Origin of the sequence: Paenibacillus sp. NRS-1781 (assembly GCF_050467745.1) — a bacterium.
In the GTDB taxonomy this organism is placed as follows: Bacteria; Bacillota; Bacilli; order Paenibacillales; family Paenibacillaceae; genus Paenibacillus; species Paenibacillus terrae_A.
Genome location: NZ_JBITPI010000016.1, coordinates 20,261 through 42,517, shown reverse-complemented (window position 1 = coordinate 42,517; position 22,257 = coordinate 20,261). Strand labels below are relative to the sequence as shown.

Genomic DNA, 22,257 nt, shown 5'->3' with positions numbered 1-22,257 from the left:
AAATAGAAACGTTCTCAATCACCTTTTTTGATGGTTTCCGTTTGTGAATGGACGCTATGTTGTATTCATTCGTGAGTGCATAGGAAGCATATCTTTTACAAACTTGTCTATCTAGTCTGGTGCTTTGGTACCTACTGCCAGCATATGCGGACTCATACCTATGATGGATTCCTGCTCCTCCGTTTGTCGTGCTATTGCTAACAAACGGCTGCGATGGTCCGGGACGGTCCACTTCTCTTTAAATCCGGGAGCCATCCAGCCGGGTCCTTCCACTCCGAAAATACGAGGCTCCTGCAATCCAGCCGCTTGCCAGTCTGCAAGTAGGGCATCTGGTGTATGAAAGTAGGAGCGAGCGATAAAAGAGGGATAATCGGCAGGGCGCACATGCTGACCATCGGCTAGCTCCCGTCTAACCATTTCCATGAACGCATCTTCCTCCACAATGGTGTTGTGGTCGCCATATACAGATAATCCCCAAAGTAACGAACCAAACCTCGATATAGCTGAAGTGATCAGCATCCCGCCTTTCTTTAAGACAAGTGCTGCTTCTTGTAGAGCTTTTTCTCGTTCCAGCTCCTATTTTTCAAAAAAATAGTACACCAATGAGTAAGGCCGTGCTGGAAAAGGTTTTTATAACCTGATCCCGGCACGGCCTCATTGTATTTTTAAAGTGTATACCCTCCTGTGACGCCAGATTTATTAAAGCGCTTTCTCTCCAGCATGGCAATTACCGTTTTACAGGTTATTAAAAATTAATATTTATTTTTGATTATTTTTGTATTATATATTTTCAAATCAAAACAAAAGTGTTATAGTCTCCTTAAACCAAAAATACACACTGTAATAAAGCTATTCAAAACTAAAAATGAACTTGGAGGTCTTTTTCCTATGGTACAAAGTCTGTGGAATTCTTCACAAGCATCTGAGCAAAAAAACACGTTGGAACAACTCGTATATCGCTCTAACCTTATCGGCACGGACAGGAGTGTATGCAACTGGGGAGGCGGCAATACTTCGGCCAAAACGACGATACAGGATTTTCGTGGGCGTGAAGTAGAAGTAATGTACGTCAAAGGCAGCGGTTCCGATCTTGCTACAATGAAAGCGCATAACTTTACAGGGCTTCGTATGGAGGATATCCGTCCCTTGTTCGAAAGGGAAGATATGTCTGACGAGGATATGGTCGCGTATCTGGCGAATTGTATGATAGATGCTAAACATCCGCGTGCTTCGATTGAGACGCTATTGCACGCTTTTTTACCTTTTAGACATGTGGATCATACCCACCCGGACGCGATTATCAGCTTGTGCTGTGCGCATAACGGCAAGGAAATTGCGAAGGAAATTTTCGGTGACCGTTTTGTATGGGTCCCTTATATCCGTCCTGGCTTTAAGCTGTCCAAGATGATTGCCCAAGGTGTACTCGATCACCCCAAAGCAGAATTGGTATTGATGGAAAAGCACGGTCTGGTTACATGGGGAGAAACTTCCGAGGCAGCCTATGCGAAAACCATTGAAATCATTCAAGAAGCAGAAAGCTATATTAAGGCTCGCCAAGAGGAAAAGCAGTCGTTTGGAGGCGCAAAATATAAAGCGCTTACCCATGAGGAACGCCGCAGGATTGCGTCTAGCGTCATGCCATCCGTTCGGGGAGCGGTCAGTGATGAGAAGAAGATGATCCTTACCTTTGATGATGCAGAGGACGTGCTGGAGTTTGTGAACGGTCAGGATTCTGCTGTATTGTCACAGGTCGGGGCAGCGTGCCCGGATCATCTGGTTCATACCAAGGTGGTGCCGTTCTTTGTAGACTGGACGCCGGATGTGGAGGATGTCGAGGGTTTGAAAATAAAGCTCGTAGAGGGTATTGCAGCCTATAAGGAGCAATACCAAGCTTATTTTGAACGCAATCGGCATGAAGGAGACGTTATGTTTGAGGCCGCGCCACGTGTGATTTTAATCCCGGGCATCGGCATGATTAACACAGGAAAAAGCTGGAGTAACGCACAGGTGAGTGGTGCATTGTATCATCGCGCTATCGCGGTGATGCGAGGTGCAACGGCGTTAGGGCAGTTTGTTTCGCTTAGTGAAAATGAATCGTATAACGTGGAATACTGGCCCTTGGAGTTGTATAAGCTGTCACTCGCTCCGGCAGAAGCGGAATTTTCGCGCAAAATCGCGCTCATTACAGGCGGCGCAGGCGGAATCGGCAGTGCAACCGCACGCCGACTGGTGGATGAAGGAGCACATGTCGTGCTGGCCGACCTGAATTTGGAAGGTGCGCAAAAGGTGGCCGCCGAGCTGAATGATCACTTTGGAGAAAACCGCGCTATTGCAGTCAAAATGGATGTGACACAGGAGGACCAGATCCAGGCTGCCTATGCAGAAACTGCTCTGACCTATGGCGGTGTGGATATCATCGTCAATAATGCGGGTTTGGCCACCTCCAGTCCATTCGACGAAACCTCATTAAAGGAATGGAATTTGAACGTGAACGTGCTGGGCACGGGTTATTTCCTGGTGGCACGGGAAGCGTTCAAGCTGATGAAGGAACAGACACTTGGCGGAAGTATGGTGTTCGTCGGCTCGAAGAATTCGGTCTATGCGGGTAAAAATGTAACAGCCTACAGCTCGGTTAAGGCACTGGAAGCCCATCTCGCCCGTTGTATTGCTGCAGAAGGCGGCGAATACGGTATCCGGGTGAATACCATTTTGCCGGACGCTATTTTGCAAGGCTCGGCGATCTGGAACTCTAACTGGCGCAACGAACGCGCTGCGGCCTACGGCATTGAGCCAGACCAGCTGGAGGAACACTACCGCAAGCGGACGACGCTGCTGGTCAACATTTACCCGCAGGATATCGCAGAGGGTATTGCCTTTTTCGCCTCATCCAAGGCGGAGAAAACGACAGGCTGCATGCTCACTATCGACGGCGGCGTCCCCGCTGCCTTTACACGCTAGGAAGTTATGAGCTTGGGCTACTTTCAAATAAATCTCTGATTATAAGATAGTCAGCTCTTTTAAATAATGAGAACGTAAATAAGTTATAATTACTTATTTACGTTTCGTGTTTTGTGTTTTGTGTTTTTTCAAAAATATGCACACCCAAAATTTTAAAATAGAAGTGACTTTATGGTGGTTAGCAGCGTAGCGGATGGAATCGTTCTGAAGAAGCGTAGCGTTCGCCTTTGCAACAGCGATCGGAAGAATGATCCATCCGCGAAGCGGCCTCCCCATAACTCACTTCATTTTCCAAGGAGGAATCACGATGAGCGACAAAGCGTACGCCTTATTCGAGGAACAGCAGCAACAAAGGGGCATTGACCTGGAGCAAGTAAAAACAAAACTGAAAGCGCTTAGCATAGAAACCCCGTCCTGGGGCTATGGCGACTCAGGTACACGGTTTAAAGTCTTTCAAAAAACAGGCGTGCCGCGTGATCCGTTCGAAAAGCTGGAGGATGCTGCACAGGTTCATGCCGTAACGGGATTGTGTCCATCGGTCGCCATTCATATTCCATGGGATAAGGTGGATCATTACGGCAAGCTCCGCAGCCATGCTGAAAGTCTGGGACTACAGCTTGGGGCGGTTAACCCGAATCTGTTTCAGGATGAGGATTACATGCTCGGCAGCGTCACCAATGTAGACCCGGCCATCCGCCGCAAGGCAATAAACCACCTGCTGGAATGCGTGGACATTGCGAAGGAAACGGGCTCCAATGATTTTAGCCTGTGGTTTGCAGACGGAACAAACTATCCGGGTCAGGGAGACATCCGCAAACGGAAAAATTGGATGCTGGAAGCACTCAGCGAAATGTATAAGGCGCTCACGCCTGACATGCGCATGCTGATTGAATACAAGGCGTTCGAGCCAGCCTTTTATCATACGGATATTGCCGATTGGGGCATGGCGTACAATTATGCGACCAAGCTGGGACCGCAGGCGCAGGTGCTTGTGGATACAGGGCATCATCTGCCGGGAGCCAACGTGGAGCATATTGTGGCATTTTTAATTGATGAGAAGCGACTGGGCGGTTTTCATTTTAATAGCTACAAATATGCGGATGATGATCTCATCGTGGGCTCCGCGAATCCGTACGAGCTGTTCTTGATTTTTTATCAAATTTTAAATGCGGCTCAGGATGTGGATACGGATATCCGACACACGGTGGACAAAATTGCTTATTTGATCGATCAGTCGCACAATATTGAACAAAAAATCCCGGCGATGATTCGCTCGGTGCTGAATGTGCAGACTCAATATGCGAAGGCGTTGCTGATCAATCATGCAGAGGTGGAGGAAGCGGCGAACCGTCAGGATGTGCTGGGTGCGGAGGATGCTGTGCGTAAAGCGTTTGAGTTCGACGTTGCACCCTTGCTCAAGGCACTACGTGAGGAGCAAGGACTACCCGTTGATCCGATGAAAGCCTATTTAGCGTCTGACTATGGCACGCAGATTTTGCAAAGGGGCAAGGGTGGTGCTAGCTGGTGAGCATCCTCGCATATGATTTGGGGGCAAGCAGCGGCAGGGTTCTGCTCGGTCGATTGACGGATTCACGTATAGAGGTGGAGGAAATTCATCGCTTTTCGAATGATCCGGTCAAGCTCGGGGAACGTCTGCACTGGGATATTTTGCGTCTGTATCACGAGGTTCAACAAGGGCTGCTCAAAGCCAAGCACATGGGAGTAACTCCGTCCAGTCTGGCGATTGATTCCTGGGCGGTCGATTTTGGACTGATTGGAGAAGCCGGAGAATTGCTGGGTAACCCTTATCATTATCGGGATTGGCATACCCACGGGGTGATGGAGGAAGTACAGGTCCAACTGGGAAAAGAGTTTATTTTTCAGCGCACAGGCATTCAGTTTTTGACGTTTAACACGATGTATCAGCTGTCTGCTATGCGAAAAGCAAAATCGCCGCTGCTGGAGCAGGCACAGCATTTCTTGATGATCCCTGATTTGCTGCGGTATTTTCTAACGGGTGAAATGCACAATGAGTTTTCCAATGCGACCAGCACCCAACTGTATAATCCGTTGCTGCAGGCATGGGATCATGAGCTGTTGTCTAGTATTGATATTCCCCATTCTTGGTTTGGAAAGGTACTGGAGCCGGGAAGTGCCGCCGGTACGATCCGTTCCTCGGTCATGACTGATCTGGGCATCGGGGCGATTCCTGTCATTGCGGTAGCGGAGCATGATACGGGATCGGCTGTGGCGGCGGTGCCTGCGCTGGAGCGATCATTTGCCTATTTAAGCTGCGGAACGTGGTCCCTGATGGGAACGGAAACCCCGCAGCCCGTGATCAACGAGGATACGCTGAGATTTAATTTTACGAACGAAGGCGGGGTGGGCCGAACCTACAGGCTGCTTAAAAATATTATGGGCTTGTGGATTTTACAGGAGGCACGCAGAGAGTGGGAGCGTCAAGGAACCTCCTATTCTTTCCCCGAGCTGGTACACATGGCGGAGCAGGCTCCGGCGTTTGCTTCATGGATCGACCCGGACGATGAACTGTTTCTACATGCCGGAGATATGAAAACACGCATACGCCAATATTGCCGTAATACCGGGCAGCCTTTACCGGAGACACCGGGGGAGGTCACACGCTGTATTTTGGAAAGTCTGGCGTTGAAGTACCGTTACGTTTTGGAGCTTACGGAACGGGTGTCAGGACAACGGTTTAACGGGCTGCATATGGTCGGTGGGGGAATTCAAAATCGGCTGTTGTGCCAATGGACGGCCAATTCGATTCAAAAACCCGTGTGGGCTGGACCCGCAGAAGCAAGCGCAATCGGCAATCTTGCGGTACAATGGATGGCACAGGGAAAGTTCGCCGATATATGGGAAGCACGCCGGGTCATCGCGGATTCTATTTCCGTAGAGGTATATGAACCTGCCGAGTCGGAAGCGTGGGAGGATGCCTATGGACGATTCCGGCGTGTGGCGGGACTTTTTGTACATTAAAGATGTGGAGTGAGATTGCCATGCTGGTCGCAGAAAGATATGAGATGATCGTTCAGCTCGTCAATGAAAAAGGAAGCATCCGTGTGTCGGAGTTGAGTGAGCTGTGCAAAGTCACGGAGGAAACGATCCGCCGCGATCTGGACCGTCTGGAGCAGGCGGGACGGTTGCGCCGTTCGCATGGGGGAGCGGTTAGCGTCAAAAACGAGCAGCCCGAAACGCCGTATGCGGTACGGGAAATTATGAACGCAGAGGAAAAACGTCGTATTGCCGAGGAAGCGGTCAAGCAGATTCAGCCGCATGATCGTATTTTGCTGGATGCCAGTACAACGGCTTGGTATATGGCGTCGATTCTGCCGGATATTCCGTTGACGATATTGACGAATTCGATCCGTGTAGCAACAGAGCTGGCGGGTAAGGAAAAAATCGAGGTCATTTCCACCGGAGGACAGTTGCTACAGCGCTCATTGTCATTCGCTGGTCCGCTAGCGGAGCGCTCGTTGGAATCGTATTATGTGGATAAATTGTTTTTCTCCAGCCAGGGGGTCCATCTGGATCGGGGCATTAGTGAATCGAATGAGCTGCAAGCCCGTTTGAAGCAAAAAATGGTCAGTATTGCAGACCGCGTGATTTTACTGGCAGATGCGAGCAAATTTGGGCAGCAGGCATTCACGCATGTCGTGAAGCTGTCTCAGGTATCCGAAATCATTACGGATGCGCGGTTGTCGGACCCAATTCGTAGTCAATTAGCAGAGCTGTCGATTTCGGTTACCTTTGTATAAAGCGGGTAGTTAGTTGCCGAGGTGGAGGTCGCTCTGCGTTTCATTTGATCTTACGATCGCTGTTGCAGCGGGATTCTCTGATGATACAAAACATGTATAGGTGAGAATCCCGCTTGCGATGGAAAGCACCATCCGACTGCGCAGTGGTATCAAAAGTGACTATTTAATTATGTATAATATAGAAATTATTTACCATTCATATAAATATCTATTCCATGGAATGAAGGGGTGTCTCGTATGAAGGTGTCTTTATTTATTACCTGCCTGAGTGATGCGATTTATCCCAAGGTGGGGGAAGCGATGGCACGCTTGCTTGCCAGATATGGTGTCGAGCTACATTTTCCAAAGGTGCAGACATGCTGCGGACAGCCGTCCTATAACAGCGGCTATTGGGATGAAACGAGGGCAGCGGCGAAAACGATTTTGAAAGCGTTTGACGACAGCGACTTTGTTGTATCGCCCTCCGGTTCCTGCACTTATATGATTCATCATTACCCGGAGTTGTTCAAGGATGAGCCGGAATGGCTGGACTCAGCGCGGCGACTGGAGCAAAAGACGTATGAGTTTACGCAATTTATGGTAAAGGTGCTTGGCGTGACCGATGTGGGCGCGTCTTTTCCGCATACGGTAACCTACCATCCGTCCTGCCACGGTACCCGTTTGTTGGGCGTGAAGGAGGAGCCGATGCAGCTACTTGGCAGTGTAAAGGACTTGCAGCTGGTGCCGCTTCCTTTTGCCGAGGATTGCTGTGGCTTTGGTGGTACTTTTGCGGTGAAAATGTCGGATATTTCGGGAGCCATGGTGACGGAAAAGGTGGATCATGTCAGGGAGACGGAGGCCGAGGTGCTGGTTGGACTGGATATGGCCTGCCTGATGAACATTGCGGGAAATCTCCGGTATCGGGAGGAGCCGGTTCGGGTTATGCATCTGGCCGAGCTGCTGTATGAAGGGGTGAAGCACGCATGACCGCTGTACATTCACATTCGATGAGCCAAAAGGTCAAAAAACGCGCCGAGCTGGCCCTGAATGACGATTTTTTACGGAATGCGGTTCGTTTCACAACCGAGCGTTTGCGCAACGGGAAGAAGGCGGCTTCAGAGCAGCATGGAAATTGGGAGGAATGGCGTGAGCGGGGCCGCCAAATTCGGCTGCATACCATTGCCTATCTGGACTATTATCTGAACCTGTTTGTGGACAATGCCCGGGCCAACGGGGTGCATATCCATTTTGCCGATACAGCCGCAGATGCCGTACGAATTACGCTGGATATTGCTGCCCACAATCAGGCCCGGTCTGTTGTTAAATCCAAGTCGATGGTGTCGGAGGAGCTGCACTTGAATCAGGCGCTGGAGGGTGTGAATATCGAGACGATTGAAAGCGATCTTGGTGAGTATATTATTCAGCTTGCAGGCGAGGCTCCATCCCATATCGTCATTCCGGCGATTCACAAAAACCGCTATCAGATTGCCGAACTGCTGTCCAAAGAAGCGGGGGAGGAACTGTCTGCGGATACGACGATTTTGGCTGGTTTTGTCCGCAAGAAGCTGCGTGAAAAGTTTCTGGAGGCAGATATCGGAATGACTGGCTGTAATTTTGCCATCGCAGAGACGGGTTCCATGGTACTGTTTGAAAATGAAGGCAATGCGCGGATGGTATCCACTTTGCCCAAAACGCAAATTACGCTGATGGGTATGGAACGGATTATTCCATCCTGGGCGGATCTGGAGGTCATGGCTACATTGCTGCCACGCTCCGCTACCGGTCAGAAGCTGACGATGTATATGTCCGGTATTTCAGGCCCGAGGCGCAGCCAGGATGCCGATGGACCGGAGGAAATGCACATCATCATCGTAGATAACGGACGTTCACTTCAGTTGGGTGATCCCGAGTTTCAAGAGCTTCTGAACTGCATTCGTTGCGGAGCTTGCCTGAATGCCTGTCCGGTTTATCGCCACATTGGCGGACATGCGTATGGCGGGACCTATAGCGGACCTATCGGTGCGGTACTTACGCCTGCTTTGCATGGCAACATCGAAGAGTGGAACGATATAGCAAGTGCGTCCAGTCTGTGTGGTGCGTGCTATGAAGCCTGTCCGGTCAAAATACCGTTGCATGATATGCTGGTCTATTTGCGCAGACGCAAGGTGGAGGCCGGGCAAGGAGATAAGCTGGAAGCGGCAGGAATGAAGGGCTTTGCGACCGTTGTTTCCAGCTCGAAGCGATTCGCAGCGGCGATTCGACTTGGGCAAATTGCCCAGAGGGTGGTCGTCCGTAAGGGAGAAATTACGCTGAAGCTCGGCCCGCTAAAGGGCTGGAATACGTACCGCGTGACTCCTTCTCTGGCGAAAAAGTCCTTCCGTCAGCAATGGAACACACTGGAACGTGAGCTGGAGCAGGAACGTAACGTGATGCAGCCTGACGTTCGCAGCCGAATGGAGACGATTTTGGAAGATAGAAGTAGAGGAGGCGGGCAGCATGAGTGAACAGAATAGACCTCCTGTGCAAGCAAAGGCGGGCCATGAAGCGTGGCTGCATCAAATGGAAGCCGAATCCCGCGCCAAGCAGGAGCGCTTTATGGATAGCATTGCAACGAAGCTCAAGCGTCCACGACAGACGGAGCCGCCCGTGCAGCCGTTTCGCGGCGCACCTGCATTTTGGCACGAATTCGAATGGAACGCGGAGCAGCGCATCGAAGAGTTCACCGCCAACTTTACAAGTGTTGGCGGGCATGTCGTGCGTCTGCCGGATCTGGAGCAGACGGCAGACTGGATCGCGCGCAAGGCGCGTGAGCTGGGAGCGGCCTATATCGTCCGGCAGAATGAGCCGGACCTGGATGCGCTCCAGCTGGAAGCGGCGCTGCCGGAAGTCCGTCTATCGGTGTGGAACACCGATCCAGTCGAGGACTGGAAGGCCCGCGCCGCTGAGGCGGATATCGGCATCGTCATAGCCGACGAGGCCGCTGCCTACACCGGATCGGTGGCGGTGCTATCCTCACCGGAGAAGGGCCGCTCGGTCAGTCTGCTGCCGACCGTGCTGATTATTCTCCTTCCGCTGGAGCGTCTGCGAACGCGACTGGGCGAAATTTTAAGCCGCTTTGACGAAGTCGGACGTGAGCAACTGCCCGCAGGTATTCATTTTATTACCGGACCCAGCCGTTCCTCGGATATTGAAAATGATTTGACCATTGGCGTACACGGACCCGGTATCGTTTATACGTTGTTAATTGGTTGACGAGCATGATAGAGTGGGAAGCGAGTTTCAAAATCCATCTGCCTGCGGCTGCTTCGAACCGAAATGCTGCCATTGTGCAGCTCGGTAATGCTTTTTGTAATCTTGTATGAACTTTCCCCATTAGTTCTTAACTTTTGTTGAGAACTAATGGGGAAAGGAAAAAAAAGAACTTTCACTCCACATGAAAGGTGCATAATTGGCACTTCAAGATGGCTATGAAAGTTCTTTTTCATATTTAATTTTCTTCATACGGTAGTTACTTGCAACGCCTGATCTGTCCGCGAATGGCTCCATTTGGATGCCGGACGGTATGAACATTAACATAAGCATTGCCTTCTCTGAGCTGGCAAACTAAGTCATAAATGGTTCTGCCTCTGAGTGGACCGACGAGGTCACATGCACGCAGCACACCGCTGACAACGCCTCTTTTGACCGTAATTCCGAATTTGGAGGGGCCGAACAAGACAGCTACGACTGGGCCATTTTCACCCCTGCGTCCCAGATGAATATCTGCTTTAGTTACTCGCGAAATGTTGCGCAGGATAAGCTCGAATTTTAATTGCTGGCGATCCTTATGGTAATGAAACTCCGCATTTCCTGTGGCATTTGTTTTGACAGGAGGTACTTCATGACTCCCCCTTAAAGTCGCTTTAAACGTAGACATTACATCGCTCCTTTTCCCAGTGTTGGTTTAGTGTATTCATGGGGCCAGGGAAAGGGCTGTACTTTTGCCTGTAAAGAGAAAGTTGTGTGTTTTTAGTAACAATATATAGACAAACTAGACCGTTTTAATCTATATATTGCTGATTTGAAATCGCTCTTGGGATTTATGTGAAATGTTCATTTACATAATATAACCATTTATTCTATAATGTTTAAGAGTGTGATTTATTTGAAAGGAGGGATCGGATGAATAAGTAAGTCTTCGCCTGCCTAGAAATCCAATGGGTACAAATCTGTATCTATGAAGTAAATGAATATAATTTTTTGTATGCGCTTACAAATATCGAAAGGCTCTTGGACTATTCTACATTTTGGAGGAGGAATGATGATATGAAGTGGATGAAAGGAATGACCAGCATGCTTTTGGTCGCTTTATTATGTAGTATGCCGGGCTTGAATGGGACAACACCTGCGTATGGAGCGGCTGGTGATTACAAATTTGATTTTGGCACGGGGCCAGTGGAATCAGGCTATACTGGCGTGAGTGCATCCCTGCGATACGATGCAACGCGCGGTTATGGATTTCGTACACCCGAGAACGTACGTAATGTGGGAGCATCGGGTACTGGCGTCGCCAGTGATGCGGTACGGTTTCTGACCACTGGTACGAAAAGCGAAAATACATTTGATGTGGATCTTGCCCCAGGGCTATATGAGGTGTTGGTCACGTTAGGGAATACAACCCGAGCGAGCGTTGCCGCCGAGGGAGTATATCAGGTTATCAACATGACGGGCGACGGGGCAAAGGATCGTTTTCAAATTCCCGTGACGGACGGACAATTGAATTTGCTGATTACAGAAGGTAAAGAGGGAACCTCTTTTGCAATAAGTGCATTGGAAATCAGGCGATTGTCTAATAACCCCGTTACGAATCGGACGATTTACATCGGCGGCGATTCTACCGTTTGCAATTACTATCCACTGGATAGCAGCGTGCAGGCGGGATGGGGTCAGCTATTGTCGCAATTCGTAAATACTAATACATTCCAGATCCGTAACATGGCGTCAGGGGGGCAAATTGCAAGGGGCTTCCATCAGGACGGTCAGTTAGAGGCGACCGTCAAATACATTAAGCCAGGGGATTATTTCATTCTCCAGTTGGGCATTAATGACACCAACCCGAAGCATAACGAAAGCGAAGCGGAGTTTAAGGACTGGATGCGGGATATGATCCGACAGGTCAAGGCCAAAGGGGCAACCGTAATCCTTTCAACACCGCAGGGGCGAGCCACTGATTTTAACGCGAATCATGTACACACCGCTGAAAATAGATGGTATAGAGGCACTATTTTAGCGCTAGCGCAAGAGGAACAAACGCCTTTGGTCGATCTGAACGTCCTTAGCTCAGCTTATTTTACCTCCATTGGTCCGCAAGCCACACTCGCCCTGTATATGAATGGTGATACGCTGCATCCGAATGTTGCGGGAGCAAAGGAACTGGCACGTCTAGTAGCCAAGGATTTAAAAAGGCAGGGTCTAAGCGGATTCTAGCCTTCGCCAACTGAAGACTGTGGGTGCTATAATGGTAGAAAAACAGCACGAGAGCCGGAATGGTTTTGTTGTCTGGTGTCAGCACTGTTTTGAGACGTGAAGACCACAGTTTACGGATAGGGGAAAGGAGATCCGACGATCACATGCAGCCTTTTACAGCTCGTGTATTAAAAATAATCCAGCTCATCCCTGAGGGGAACATCATGACCTATGGACAAATTGCAGCGGAAGCAGGCAGTCCGAGAGGGGCGCGTCAGGTGGTGCGTATTTTGCATACGCTGAGCAGCAAGCACCGCTTGCCCTGGCACAGGGTCGTAAACCGATTGGGAGAAATTGCGCTACAGGACGATGAAGGAGCTTCTCTACAAAGGCTGCTTTTGGAATCTGAGGGTATATCGTTTATGAAGAACGGACGAATTTCACTGGAAAAATACCTGCATGATTCTCAAGCGGTGATAGAAGAAGAATAGAAGCAATCTGAAAATGCCGATCACGTACGCATCCAAAGCGACGTTGATCGGCATTTTAGGTTAGAAGTGAGATACATCTCTATTAAAATCATCCCTAACTGATCAGATGCTGCTGATTCCGTTGGGCAAGGTGGAAAGAAATACTGTTTATAAGCGGTATATCGTTATTTTTCCGGGCTTCCCCGATCAGTTGCTTCTTTTGCTGTTCGGATTCACGTAAAAATCGGGTCATCCACAAATCAGACGGTTCGTTCGTAGTTGTCATGCGAGATTCTTTTATCATCTATTAACCCTCCCAGTGAGCGGCTGTTATTCTTTCTCTAGTATATGCTCCTAACCTTAATAGATACTGTTAGTTTCCTTAAAATTAGCTGAAATTTAGGTAAAGTTCAGGTAAAAACAGGTTCATTTTATAGCTGGTTTGCAAGAGAACGGCTTGAATCGACAAACCCGAAATAAAGGTTACAAAAATGTATCGGTTTGACACCTTGTACCAACATTCACCTGAAAGTACAATTAGGTGGCGGATAGACTGTGGAATTTTATGTCGAAATCTATGAAAATAATTCGAAAGACTGCACCGAAAGGGGAGAGATTCATCCTATGAAGAATAAAGCGGCTGCCACGCTGCTCGTATTGACGATGTCGTCAGGCTTAATTTCCACCGTTCAGGCTGACAGTGCAGCAGGAGGCACAACAGGAAATACGTCAGCAAGTATATCAGGAACCTCGTCTGCTGCGATTACATCGAAGACCGCCTCCATAACGGGTCAGGCTTTATCTCCATTAACGCTCAAGCAGGCCGAGGAATGGGCACAAACGAATAGCTACAACACGCGTACTGCTGAGCGTGATGTGGAGCGTCGAAGAATGGAACTTAAAAATGCGGAAAAGGATGTGGGCAATGCATTCGTCGATTTTATAGATGGTGAATATGTTGGTGATGAGTCATCCTGGAGAAATTATAACTCTTCGACGTTATCCTATCTAGCCAGCAAAAAGCAGGCGCAGTTTGCCAAGGATCAAATTTATTTTAACGTGATGAAAAGCTACCAAAGCGTGTTTATGGCAGAGAATCAGGTGAAAAATGATTTGGGAGCGCTTGAAATTGCTCGAGCGGAGGAAAAGATTGCACTCGCCAAATTTGAGCGCGGCAAGCTGTCTGAGTATGCGAAAAACGAGAGTACACAGGCCAGAAGCCAGGCGGAGCAAGCGGTCGAGCAGGGGGAAATTGCGCTGCAAAAATCGCGTGACGCTCTGAATTTTCTGATGGGCCAGCCTAACGGGACAGCCTATGAAATGGTGGATCGACCCGTATACAAGGAACCGAAGAAGCTGGATATCGAAATACATATACAACAGCTGATGGATATGAATCCGAACTTGTGGAAGCTGGAGGATAGCATCAAGACTTCGGAGCTCAATGTGAGATATTTCGATTTTAACAGCGGCGCAGGTGCTTACGATCTGGCCAAAATGGACGTGGATACAGCCAAGGAGGAGCTGGGTAAGGGACAAAAGGATTTTGCCGAATCGCTCCGCAATTTATATGCCACGGTTAAGGAAAACCAAAAAAAATACGTTCAGCTGGAAGAAAGTCTGCGCACAGCGAAAGAGGGGCTGGAGCTGTCCCGCAAAAAGTGGGCCAGAGGCTTAATTATCGAGCTGGAGCTGAAAAATAGCCAGTTGAAGGTGGACCAGATTGAACGGCAAATGGAAGAGCTGGCCATTGAGCTGAGTCAGAATGAATATACGTTGAGCAAACCATGGAGCACATAGGGAGGAAACGAAGTTGGCAGAAACGGTTTTAAACGATGCCTTATTAAAGTTACGAAGAAAACGGAGAAAAAAGTGGATCTGGACCATGGTTGTGCTGCTGGTCATAGGCGGGGGTGGAACAGCAGTATATTGGAAGCTGCCCAAAGAGCAGGCTGTACCATTGGCTCAGGACGAGACGCTTAAAGTGGAACGCGGGGATGTGAGCGAGAAGCTGGATACGTCTGGTACCGTGCAGGCTTCCAAGGAAGTAAAACTGAATTTCACAAGTACAGGCGAAAATAAGCTGGCGGCGGTAAATGTGAAGGCCGGAGACAAGGTGAAAAAAGGACAAGTCCTGGCTCTTCTGGACAGTTCTGAAATAAAGATGCAAATCCAGAGCGCATCCGATAGTTTGGAAATATCCAAATCCAAGCTGGCTGAATTGGAGAAGGGGCCGAAGGCGGAGGATATTGAAATTCAGAAGACGAACGTGCTTCGGGCCAAAATGGCGGTCGATACAGCGCAGGAATCCTTTGAGCTGGAAGAAGCGGAAAGTCAGAAGAAGGCCTCCAAAAAGCAGTTGGAGCAGGCGCGAAAGGCATATGAAGATCAAAAGTTTTTACATGATGCCGGAGCGGTGTCCAACAGTGAAATGGAGCAGGCAGAGCAAGCATTGGATAAGGCACAGACGGATTATGACGGTCTGGATTTACAATTCCGCAAAATCATGTCGCAAAAGCGCCATGCCATCGCAGAGGCTGAAATCGGCTATAGATCGGCTATGGCTGAGCTTCGGAAAACAGAGGTTCCAGCCGATGCCTCCAATATCCAATCCGCACGGATTGAGGTTAGAAGAATGGCCATTGATCTGGAGCAGAAAAAAAATGACCTGAACAAGCTGCAGGTCACGGCACCGTGGGACGGAGTCATTTTAAAGGTGAATGGGGATGTCGGAACCAGTCCAACGGCACCTTTTATCGTCATGAATAACTCGGACTCCAACAATCTCAAGATTGGCGCAAAAATCAGTCAGAACGATATTGTAAAGGTGAAAAAAGGACTTTCAGCCGTGTTATCCACCAATGCTTACCCGGGTGAGTCGTTCCCGGGCAAGGTGCAATTCGTTTCACCGGAAGCATCCTCAGATGAAGGGATGACGACTTATCTGATGGAGCTGTCCGTTCATGACCCGAAGGGCAAGCTGAAAACCGGTATGATTATGAATGTGTCTGTTATTTTGGGAGTACACAAAAATGTGCTGTTTGTGCCAGCGATTGCGCTGAGATCGGAAGGCGGACAGGACGGCGTCTATCTTGCTTCCAATCCGTCAAATTCAGGGGCGCGCACGTTCAAGCCCGTAGAGCTCGGATTTTACACGCCAGATCGGGTTGAACTCAAGTCAGGTGTGAAGGAGGGCGATACGATTGTTATGCCTGCTCCTGAAGCACCGCCAGACCCTTCCAATATGGGTGGCATGCAAGGAGGCTTTTAAACGGGGATGAGACATGTCATTCAAATTGAGGATATGAAAAAGGTGTACCAGGTTGGGGATCAGGAAATTCATGCCCTGCGTGATGTGCAGCTCAGCATTGCTGACGGTGATTTTGTGGCAATCATGGGCCCGTCTGGATCAGGCAAGTCCACGATGATGAATGTCATCGGCTGTCTGGATCTGCCTACTTCGGGACAATTTTATTTGGACGGTTATTCCATACTGGATGCTCGTGAGGATGAGCTGGCTATTATCCGTAATCAGAAAATCGGATTTGTATTTCAAAAATTTCATTTGCTGCCGCGGGCCACAGCTTTGGAGAACGTAGAGCTGCCGATGATTTATGCAGGCGTATCAGCCAAGGAGCGGCGCTTGCGGGCCATTGAGGCGCTGACCAGTGTGGGACTGGGCGATCGGATGAATAACAAGCCGAATGAGCTGTCAGGCGGTCAGCAGCAGCGGGTATCCATAGCGCGCGCACTTGTGAACAATCCGGTCATTCTTTTGGCGGATGAGCCGACAGGCGCACTGGACTCCAAAACGAGCGTTGAAATTATGGAGATTTTCCAACGTCTGAACGATCAGGGTAAAACGGTTGTGCTCGTTACGCATGATCAGGAAATTGCGGAATACGCCAAGCGTCTGATTCATTTTCGCGATGGACGGATTGAAGAGGACCAGCCTGTTGGGAACCGAAGAATGGCGGCAGAGGAAGTGAAGGCATGAAATTTCGGGAAATAATCCGGGTCTCGCTCAACAGCTTGCGAACCAATATGCTGCGCTCCTTGCTGACCATGCTGGGTATTATTATTGGTGTGGCTGCTGTAATTGCGATTGTAGCCATCGGTAAAGGCTCGACGGCTACGATTACGTCGCAGATTAACAGTATGGGGAATAATCTGCTCATGATTTATCCTTATGCCCCATATGATGGGTCCAACTCCATGTCGTTCAGTCAGACGAAAGGAATATCTCTGGAGGATATCGCTGCGCTAGAGCAGCAAAAAGCCGTCGCCGAGGTAGCTCCAAGCGCCATGACCAATGCGGATATTACGTGGAGCCGCAATAAGGTCAGCGGGCAGATTGAGGGGACCTCGCTGGCTTTCGTGCATGTGAGAAAGCTGTCGCTCGCTCAGGGCAGGTCTTTTACCCACTATGAGGTGGAAAAGAGACTGAATGTCGTGGTGCTAGGGAGCGATGCAGCCCGTAATATTTTTGGTCCGGATGCCTCCAGGGCGGTGGGGGAAACGATCATGATCAAGCAGCTTCCTTTTAAGGTGGTCGGGGTACTGACGAATTCCAATTCCAATATGAGTAACAGCGGGCAGCAGGTATATGTACCGATTACAACAGGGATGGAACGGCTGGGAAATATGAGCATTCAGCAGGTGAATGCTTCTGCAACAACGGAGGAGAAGATTGACCAAGCGAGTGCTGAAATCCGCCAGGTGCTGCGTGCCCGGCATGAGCTGAAGCCAACAGAGGGCGATGATTTTCAGATCATGACCCAGACGGAGATTCTAAAAACGGTCTCAGGTGTAGACAGGGTTATGAATATGCTGTTGCTCGGCGTTGCTGCGATTGCGCTCGGTGTTGGGGGCATTGGCATCATGAATATTATGCTGGTGTCCGTCACGGAACGGACGAGGGAGATCGGGATTCGCAAGGCGATTGGTGCGCAGCGCAGTGACATTATGCTGCAATTTCTGGCTGAGGCTGTTTTTCTTAGTCTGATGGGCGGACTGGTTGGCGTTATGGCGGGTCTTGGGGGGGCGAAGCTGCTGGAGAAATTTGTCCATATGCCGATTGTGTATACGATGGAACCGGTGCTGTACTCTTTTCTGTGCTGCATGGGAATTGGTGTGCTGTTTGGAGTGTACCCTGCGCGAAAGGCGTCCAAGCTGCGTCCGATTGATGCTTTAAGATACGAATAAGGGAGCGGATACTCCGACTTACTCGAAAGAGAGTGAGGCGTGAAGTATCCGCTTTTTTGGGTGTGGAATAAGCGCTTTAAACGATGAAAAACCATCAATAACCGCTTTAATTTTATATATGTGATGTTTTATATGCTTTTATAGGTTGATTTATAATTATATATGACGTATTATATTCAATATCAGGTAGCAAGGAAAAAAAAGGAGGGGCGTTCATCATCGACCTTACGGCAAGACAAGTGGAAATTTTAAACATCGTACAAAAGCATGCCCCGATTACCGGTGATCAGATTGCGGAAATGCTCAATCTCAGCAAGGCGACCATTCGGACCGACCTATCCAAGCTGGGCATTCTGAATTATATAGATGCGAAGCCCAAGGTTGGTTATTTTGTCGGAAAACGGGGCACGCCGAACCGGGAAGAAAAATTTCGGCTCATGCAAATGAAGGTCGGCGATCTTCACGGGGTTCCAGTCATTGTACGTGAAACAACTACGATTCAGGAAGCTGTGGTTGCTCTTTTTCTGGAGAACGTGAGCAACCTGATCGTTACCGATGAAGAGGGGAATCTGGCAGGAGTAGCTTCGCGCAAGGATTTGCTCAAGGTTACGTTAGGTAATCCGAATGCGGCGACCATCCCCGTCAGTCTCGTCATGACTCGTCAGGCCAATGTCGTCACCGTTTCCCCGGAAGACACTGTATTGGACGCAGCGCGCAAAATCATTGCCCGTCAAATCGACAGTCTGCCTGTCGTCGTCCCTTCCAACTCCGACAAACCAGGGGAACACTGGAAGGTCGTGGGACGCATTACGAAAACGAATATTATCAAAATGTTGCTCGATATGGTAGCAGAGGATTAATGGGAGGAATCGAATGGTTCAGGCGCGCAGTCATTTTATAGCGATCTGTTCAGACTCGATTGGCGAGACGGCGGAAGCTGTCGTTCAGGCGACCATGCGCCAATTTGAGCTACCGGACACAGAGATCAAGAGATTTATGAATGTAAGAGATGAAGACGAACTGAGCCGGGTGATGGAAGAGGTGGCCGAGCGTAAAGGTTTTGTAGCCTATACGCTGGTACAGCCGGAATTGAGAGAAGCGATGAAAGAGGAGGCTGTCCGGCTGAATGTGCGGGCTGTCGATATTATGGGCCCGATGATGCAGGCGTTTGCCGATACGTTTCATAATGACCCCAAGGAAAAACCGGGTTTGCTGCATCGGATGGACGATAATTATTTCCGTCGTGTGGAAGCCATGGATTTTGCGGTTCAATATGATGATGGCAAAGATGTGAGCGCCATTCTCAAAGCAGATATTGTACTGCTAGGCGTATCCCGTATTTCCAAAACTCCTTTGTCGATGTTTCTCGCGCATAAAGGTTATAAAACGGTCAATATTCCCGTTGTACCGGAGCTGACGCCGCCTGTACAGTTGCAGGATGTACAGCATGGTCGGGTGTTCGGGTTAACGATCCAGCCGGAGTTGCTGTTAAAAATACGTAGTGAGCGACTCAAGGTGATGGGACTGCCTAACAATGTGCAATATGCTACATCGACGCGGGTGGAGGAAGAGATTGCGTATGCGCAATCCCTGTTTACGAAATTAGGCTGCCCGATCATTGATGTCACCGATAAAGCGATTGAAGAAACAGCGGGTTTGATTATCAGGATGTTATAGATAGATAAAAAAGGCAGCAAAGCTGCCCTATAATGATGATTTGTCGTAGGATAACAATTATATAGGAGAGGTGGAGGGAAGATATGGAGAGTCAACTGGCATTGGAATTCGTTCGGGTTACAGAGGCGGCGGCGCTGCAATCAGCGGAATGGACAGGACGTGGAGATAAGAACAGCGCGGACGAGGCGGCTACGGTAGCCATCCGTACTCATTTTAACGCGGTATCTATGGACGGTACGGTCGTCATTGGCGAAGGAGAAATGGATGAGGCTCCCATGCTGTATATCGGGGAAAGAGTAGGCAATCGCAGAGGGCCGGCCATAGACATCGCCGTCGACCCGCTGGAGGGAACCGAAACGGTGGCAAATGGCTTGAACAACGCCCTATCGGTCATTGCTGCTGCTCCCCGCGGAGGTCTGCTCCATGCTCCAGATATGTATATGCAGAAAATGGCCGTAGGCCCGACACTGGCTGGAAAGCTATCGCTGGATGATCCGATTCCGGATACCCTGTCAAAGGCCGCACGGATACTGGGTAAATCCTTGTCCGAACTTACCGTCTCCATTCTGGATCGTACACGTCACGCCGGGATCATCAAGCTTCTGCGGGAGAGCGGCGTTCGGATCAAGCTGCTTGGACATGGAGACGTAATGGGTGCAATTGAAACATGCCTGGATAGCGGTGTTGATCTGCATATCGGCTCTGGTGGAGCGCCTGAAGGTGTGTTGGCTGCTGCGGCGCTGAAATGCATGGGTGGAGAGATTCAAGGTCGCTTGTTGCCGCATGGTGAAGAAGAGATCAAACGGTGCAAACGTATGGGCATTGCTGATCCGGGGGCTTTATTGTCCATGGATGATATGGTCGGACGCCAAGGCGTGATGTTTGTGGCTACTGGTGTGACACCTGGAGAGTGGTTGCAGGGGGTTCGTTCTCTCCCTGGTCATAGAGCGGAAACCCATTCGGTCGTGATGCACTCGGAAACAAAGACAATTCGCTTCGTGCGCAGTATTCACCACACAACAGCCGCATCCGGTACGCTCGCTGCAGCCGCATCCTCTTAATTCTTCACAGCTACATCAAAGACCAAGTCATAATAAGCTTGAAAACAGCAAGTCTCTCACCCTATAGAGACTTGCTGTTTGGTGTTTCAGGTTCGTTTGTCGATTGCAGAAGGGACAGAACCAAAGATATAAATTCCTGAAAATTCACACTTTTGAAGGAAGATAAAAACGTTTCTATAAAAGTTTGAAAAAAAATTCTTAGCTTTAGGGGAGAAAAATTCAATCTGAAATAAAATTTTTTAGACAGAGCGTCGAAAAAAAATCTGGCAAAATCGGTTCTATAGAACTATAAAATGGCATGATCTATTAAAAAATTAAAGAGTTATTAATTTTGGTTGATGTGAGCTTTATAAAATTTCATTCCATAAAATAGGAGAACGAAGGATGTTGCGGAAAAAGGCGGAATTTGTCGGATGATATCAGGCGGAATTTGTTACATTTATGTTAATGGCATGTAAAGGTAAAATTGTTGTAGCACAAAGCTTTTTAGCTTTATTGCAAATCATAATCATTTTGATTTTACAAAATTCCTGAAAATCTGAAAACTGGTTTTGAATCTAATTAACAGATCATGATCAGCAGGCAATGAATGCTTAAAGTGAAATTGTTGCTTTTAAAGACTGGGAATAGATAGCATAATATGGATTTTGTTTTATTTTTATAAACTCTATCAATTTAGTTCTTTTGTCCCATGTCAAGAGGTTTTAAAGTTTGTATATTTAAAAATAGTTAGAAAGTGTTGGAAGAAAAAAAGAGATATAAGGATTTAATGTAAAATTCTGAACTGTGTAGAGGATGGAGGAATTCATATGACGATTCGGTCACAATCTTGGTTTGTGAAAACCGCGGCTCATCCGGCTGAGAAGCTCCAGCTATTTTGCTTCCCTTATGCTGGTGGCGGTGCTTCCATATTCAGCTCCTGGAAGTCTAGACTTGCGCCTGACATTACTGTGTTGCCTGTACAGCTTCCGGGACGTGAAAGTCGCTCCACAGAAGCCCCGATGGATACCATTCAGGACATCGTGCAATCGCTGCTTCCTGCTATGGCTCCATACGTACATAAGCCGTTTGCTTTCTTTGGACACAGTATGGGAGCATTGATTGCTTTTGAAGCAGCACGGCAACTGTATAGCAAAACCGGAAAACTGCCAGTCCACATCATCGCATCCGGTAAATCCGCACCACATCGTCCGTATTCAAAAAAACAACTCCATGATTTAGCAGATCAACCTTTCACCGAAGAGCTTCGTTTGATGCAGGGAACACCCGAAGAAGTTCTGCAAAATGCAGATTTAATGCAAATTATTATGCCTCGTCTGCGCGCGGATTTTAAGGTGTGCGAAACGTATGTTTATCAGCAGGGAGGACCCTTGGCCTGTCCGATGACCATTTTGGGCGGCATGAAGGATCATGAGGTGAGCACTGATTCACTACATGCCTGGCAGCAGCACACTACATCGCCGATTGATGTGCGAATGTTCGAAGGCAATCACTTTTTCATTCATGAACAAGAGCAAGAAGTTATAAGCACAGTCGTGAATATTTTGTCCGCATCTTCAGCTACCCTACAACCACGATTCAGACAGAGTTAAAAGTCCCACACATCATGATACACCACGCGATACACAACATGATTAACATTTCGACAACCACTCGACAATCAACCTACCACCATGATGCAAT

General features: G+C 48.7%; 21 protein-coding genes. 17 read left to right on the top strand and 4 right to left on the bottom strand.

Translation table 11 applies throughout. The annotated features are described in order from the left end of the window. Positions 1-111 precede the first annotated feature (111 nt). Complete coding sequence (locus ACIFO6_RS06225) at positions 112-519, bottom strand: hypothetical protein (protein ID WP_430039108.1); 408 nt, start codon at positions 517-519, stop codon at positions 112-114. A 369-nt stretch (positions 520-888) separates the two neighbouring features. Here ACIFO6_RS06225 and ACIFO6_RS06220 point away from each other — a divergent pair, with 369 nt between their 5' ends. From ACIFO6_RS06220 to ACIFO6_RS06190, 7 genes are all read left to right on the top strand, one after another. Further along, positions 889-2,958: a bifunctional aldolase/short-chain dehydrogenase gene (locus ACIFO6_RS06220; RefSeq protein ID WP_430039106.1), complete on the top strand. Its 2,070-nt coding sequence runs from the start codon at positions 889-891 to the stop codon at positions 2,956-2,958. A 307-nt stretch (positions 2,959-3,265) separates the two neighbouring features. Further along, on the top strand, positions 3,266-4,486 hold the full coding sequence (gene rhaI / locus ACIFO6_RS06215; RefSeq protein WP_430039104.1) for an L-rhamnose isomerase: 1,221 nt from the start codon (positions 3,266-3,268) through the stop codon (positions 4,484-4,486). Next, positions 4,483-5,958, top strand: coding sequence for a rhamnulokinase (rhaB, locus tag ACIFO6_RS06210; protein ID WP_430039102.1), 1,476 nt, complete (start codon positions 4,483-4,485; stop codon positions 5,956-5,958). Before rhaI ends, rhaB begins: the two co-directional genes overlap by 4 nt. A gap of 20 nt (positions 5,959-5,978) precedes the next feature. Further along, entirely contained in the window at positions 5,979-6,737 is a 759-nt protein-coding gene (locus tag ACIFO6_RS06205; RefSeq protein WP_430039335.1) for a DeoR/GlpR family DNA-binding transcription regulator, read from the top strand. Positions 6,738-6,974: 237 nt separating this feature from the next. Next, the gene (locus tag ACIFO6_RS06200) at positions 6,975-7,703 is read left to right on the top strand and encodes a (Fe-S)-binding protein (RefSeq protein ID WP_430039100.1); all 729 of its coding nucleotides are present in this window, start codon (positions 6,975-6,977) and stop codon (positions 7,701-7,703) included. After that, on the top strand, positions 7,700-9,220 hold the full coding sequence (locus tag ACIFO6_RS06195) for a LutB/LldF family L-lactate oxidation iron-sulfur protein (RefSeq protein ID WP_430039098.1): 1,521 nt from the start codon (positions 7,700-7,702) through the stop codon (positions 9,218-9,220). The genes ACIFO6_RS06200 and ACIFO6_RS06195 overlap by 4 nt, the downstream gene beginning before the upstream one ends. Further along, a complete protein-coding gene (locus ACIFO6_RS06190; protein ID WP_430039096.1) occupies positions 9,213-9,968 on the top strand; it encodes a LutC/YkgG family protein in 756 nt (251 codons plus the stop codon). The genes ACIFO6_RS06195 and ACIFO6_RS06190 overlap by 8 nt, the downstream gene beginning before the upstream one ends. On the opposite strand, the gene ACIFO6_RS06185 is transcribed toward ACIFO6_RS06190, so the two are convergent. Both ACIFO6_RS06185 and ACIFO6_RS06180 read right to left on the bottom strand, forming a co-directional pair. Continuing rightward, positions 9,947-10,201, bottom strand: a complete 255-nt coding sequence (locus tag ACIFO6_RS06185; RefSeq protein ID WP_430039094.1) for a hypothetical protein — start codon at positions 10,199-10,201, stop codon at positions 9,947-9,949. The two genes, ACIFO6_RS06190 and ACIFO6_RS06185, sit on opposite strands and share 22 nt — an antisense overlap. A gap of 23 nt (positions 10,202-10,224) precedes the next feature. Beyond that, positions 10,225-10,632, bottom strand: a complete 408-nt coding sequence (locus ACIFO6_RS06180; protein ID WP_430039092.1) for a CHRD domain-containing protein — start codon at positions 10,630-10,632, stop codon at positions 10,225-10,227. Positions 10,633-11,075: 443 nt separating this feature from the next. On the opposite strand from ACIFO6_RS06180, the gene ACIFO6_RS06175 reads away from it, so the two are divergent. Next, entirely contained in the window at positions 11,076-12,182 is a 1,107-nt protein-coding gene (locus tag ACIFO6_RS06175) for a rhamnogalacturonan acetylesterase (protein WP_430039333.1), read from the top strand. Between the two features lie 143 nt (positions 12,183-12,325). Continuing rightward, a complete protein-coding gene (locus ACIFO6_RS06170; protein WP_430039090.1) occupies positions 12,326-12,652 on the top strand; it encodes an MGMT family protein in 327 nt (108 codons plus the stop codon). Between the two features lie 94 nt (positions 12,653-12,746). Here ACIFO6_RS06170 and ACIFO6_RS06165 read toward each other — a convergent pair whose 3' ends face one another. Beyond that, positions 12,747-12,935, bottom strand: coding sequence for a hypothetical protein (locus tag ACIFO6_RS06165; RefSeq protein WP_430039088.1), 189 nt, complete (start codon positions 12,933-12,935; stop codon positions 12,747-12,749). A 320-nt stretch (positions 12,936-13,255) separates the two neighbouring features. Between ACIFO6_RS06165 and ACIFO6_RS06160 the strand changes: the two genes are divergently transcribed. The 8 genes from ACIFO6_RS06160 (at position 13,256) to ACIFO6_RS06125 (ending at position 22,166) form a co-directional block, all read left to right on the top strand. Further along, positions 13,256-14,431, top strand: a complete 1,176-nt coding sequence (locus tag ACIFO6_RS06160; RefSeq protein WP_430039086.1) for a TolC family protein — start codon at positions 13,256-13,258, stop codon at positions 14,429-14,431. A 13-nt stretch (positions 14,432-14,444) separates the two neighbouring features. After that, positions 14,445-15,902 carry an efflux RND transporter periplasmic adaptor subunit gene (locus tag ACIFO6_RS06155; RefSeq protein ID WP_430039084.1) on the top strand — a complete coding sequence of 486 codons (1,458 nt, stop codon included), beginning with the start codon at positions 14,445-14,447 and terminating at the stop codon, positions 15,900-15,902. 6 nt (positions 15,903-15,908) lie between these two features. Further along, positions 15,909-16,628: an ABC transporter ATP-binding protein gene (locus ACIFO6_RS06150; RefSeq protein WP_430039082.1), complete on the top strand. Its 720-nt coding sequence runs from the start codon at positions 15,909-15,911 to the stop codon at positions 16,626-16,628. Beyond that, entirely contained in the window at positions 16,625-17,836 is a 1,212-nt protein-coding gene (locus ACIFO6_RS06145) for an ABC transporter permease (protein WP_430039080.1), read from the top strand. The genes ACIFO6_RS06150 and ACIFO6_RS06145 overlap by 4 nt, the downstream gene beginning before the upstream one ends. A 239-nt stretch (positions 17,837-18,075) precedes the next feature. Then, entirely contained in the window at positions 18,076-18,696 is a 621-nt protein-coding gene (locus ACIFO6_RS06140; protein WP_430039078.1) for a helix-turn-helix transcriptional regulator, read from the top strand. A gap of 13 nt (positions 18,697-18,709) precedes the next feature. Continuing rightward, the gene (locus ACIFO6_RS06135) at positions 18,710-19,513 is read left to right on the top strand and encodes a pyruvate, water dikinase regulatory protein (RefSeq protein ID WP_430039076.1); all 804 of its coding nucleotides are present in this window, start codon (positions 18,710-18,712) and stop codon (positions 19,511-19,513) included. Positions 19,514-19,596: 83 nt separating this feature from the next. Next, positions 19,597-20,574, top strand: coding sequence for a class II fructose-bisphosphatase (gene glpX, locus ACIFO6_RS06130; protein ID WP_430039075.1), 978 nt, complete (start codon positions 19,597-19,599; stop codon positions 20,572-20,574). Between the two features lie 809 nt (positions 20,575-21,383). Then, the gene (locus ACIFO6_RS06125) at positions 21,384-22,166 is read left to right on the top strand and encodes a thioesterase II family protein (protein WP_430039073.1); all 783 of its coding nucleotides are present in this window, start codon (positions 21,384-21,386) and stop codon (positions 22,164-22,166) included. Positions 22,167-22,257 lie beyond the last annotated feature (91 nt).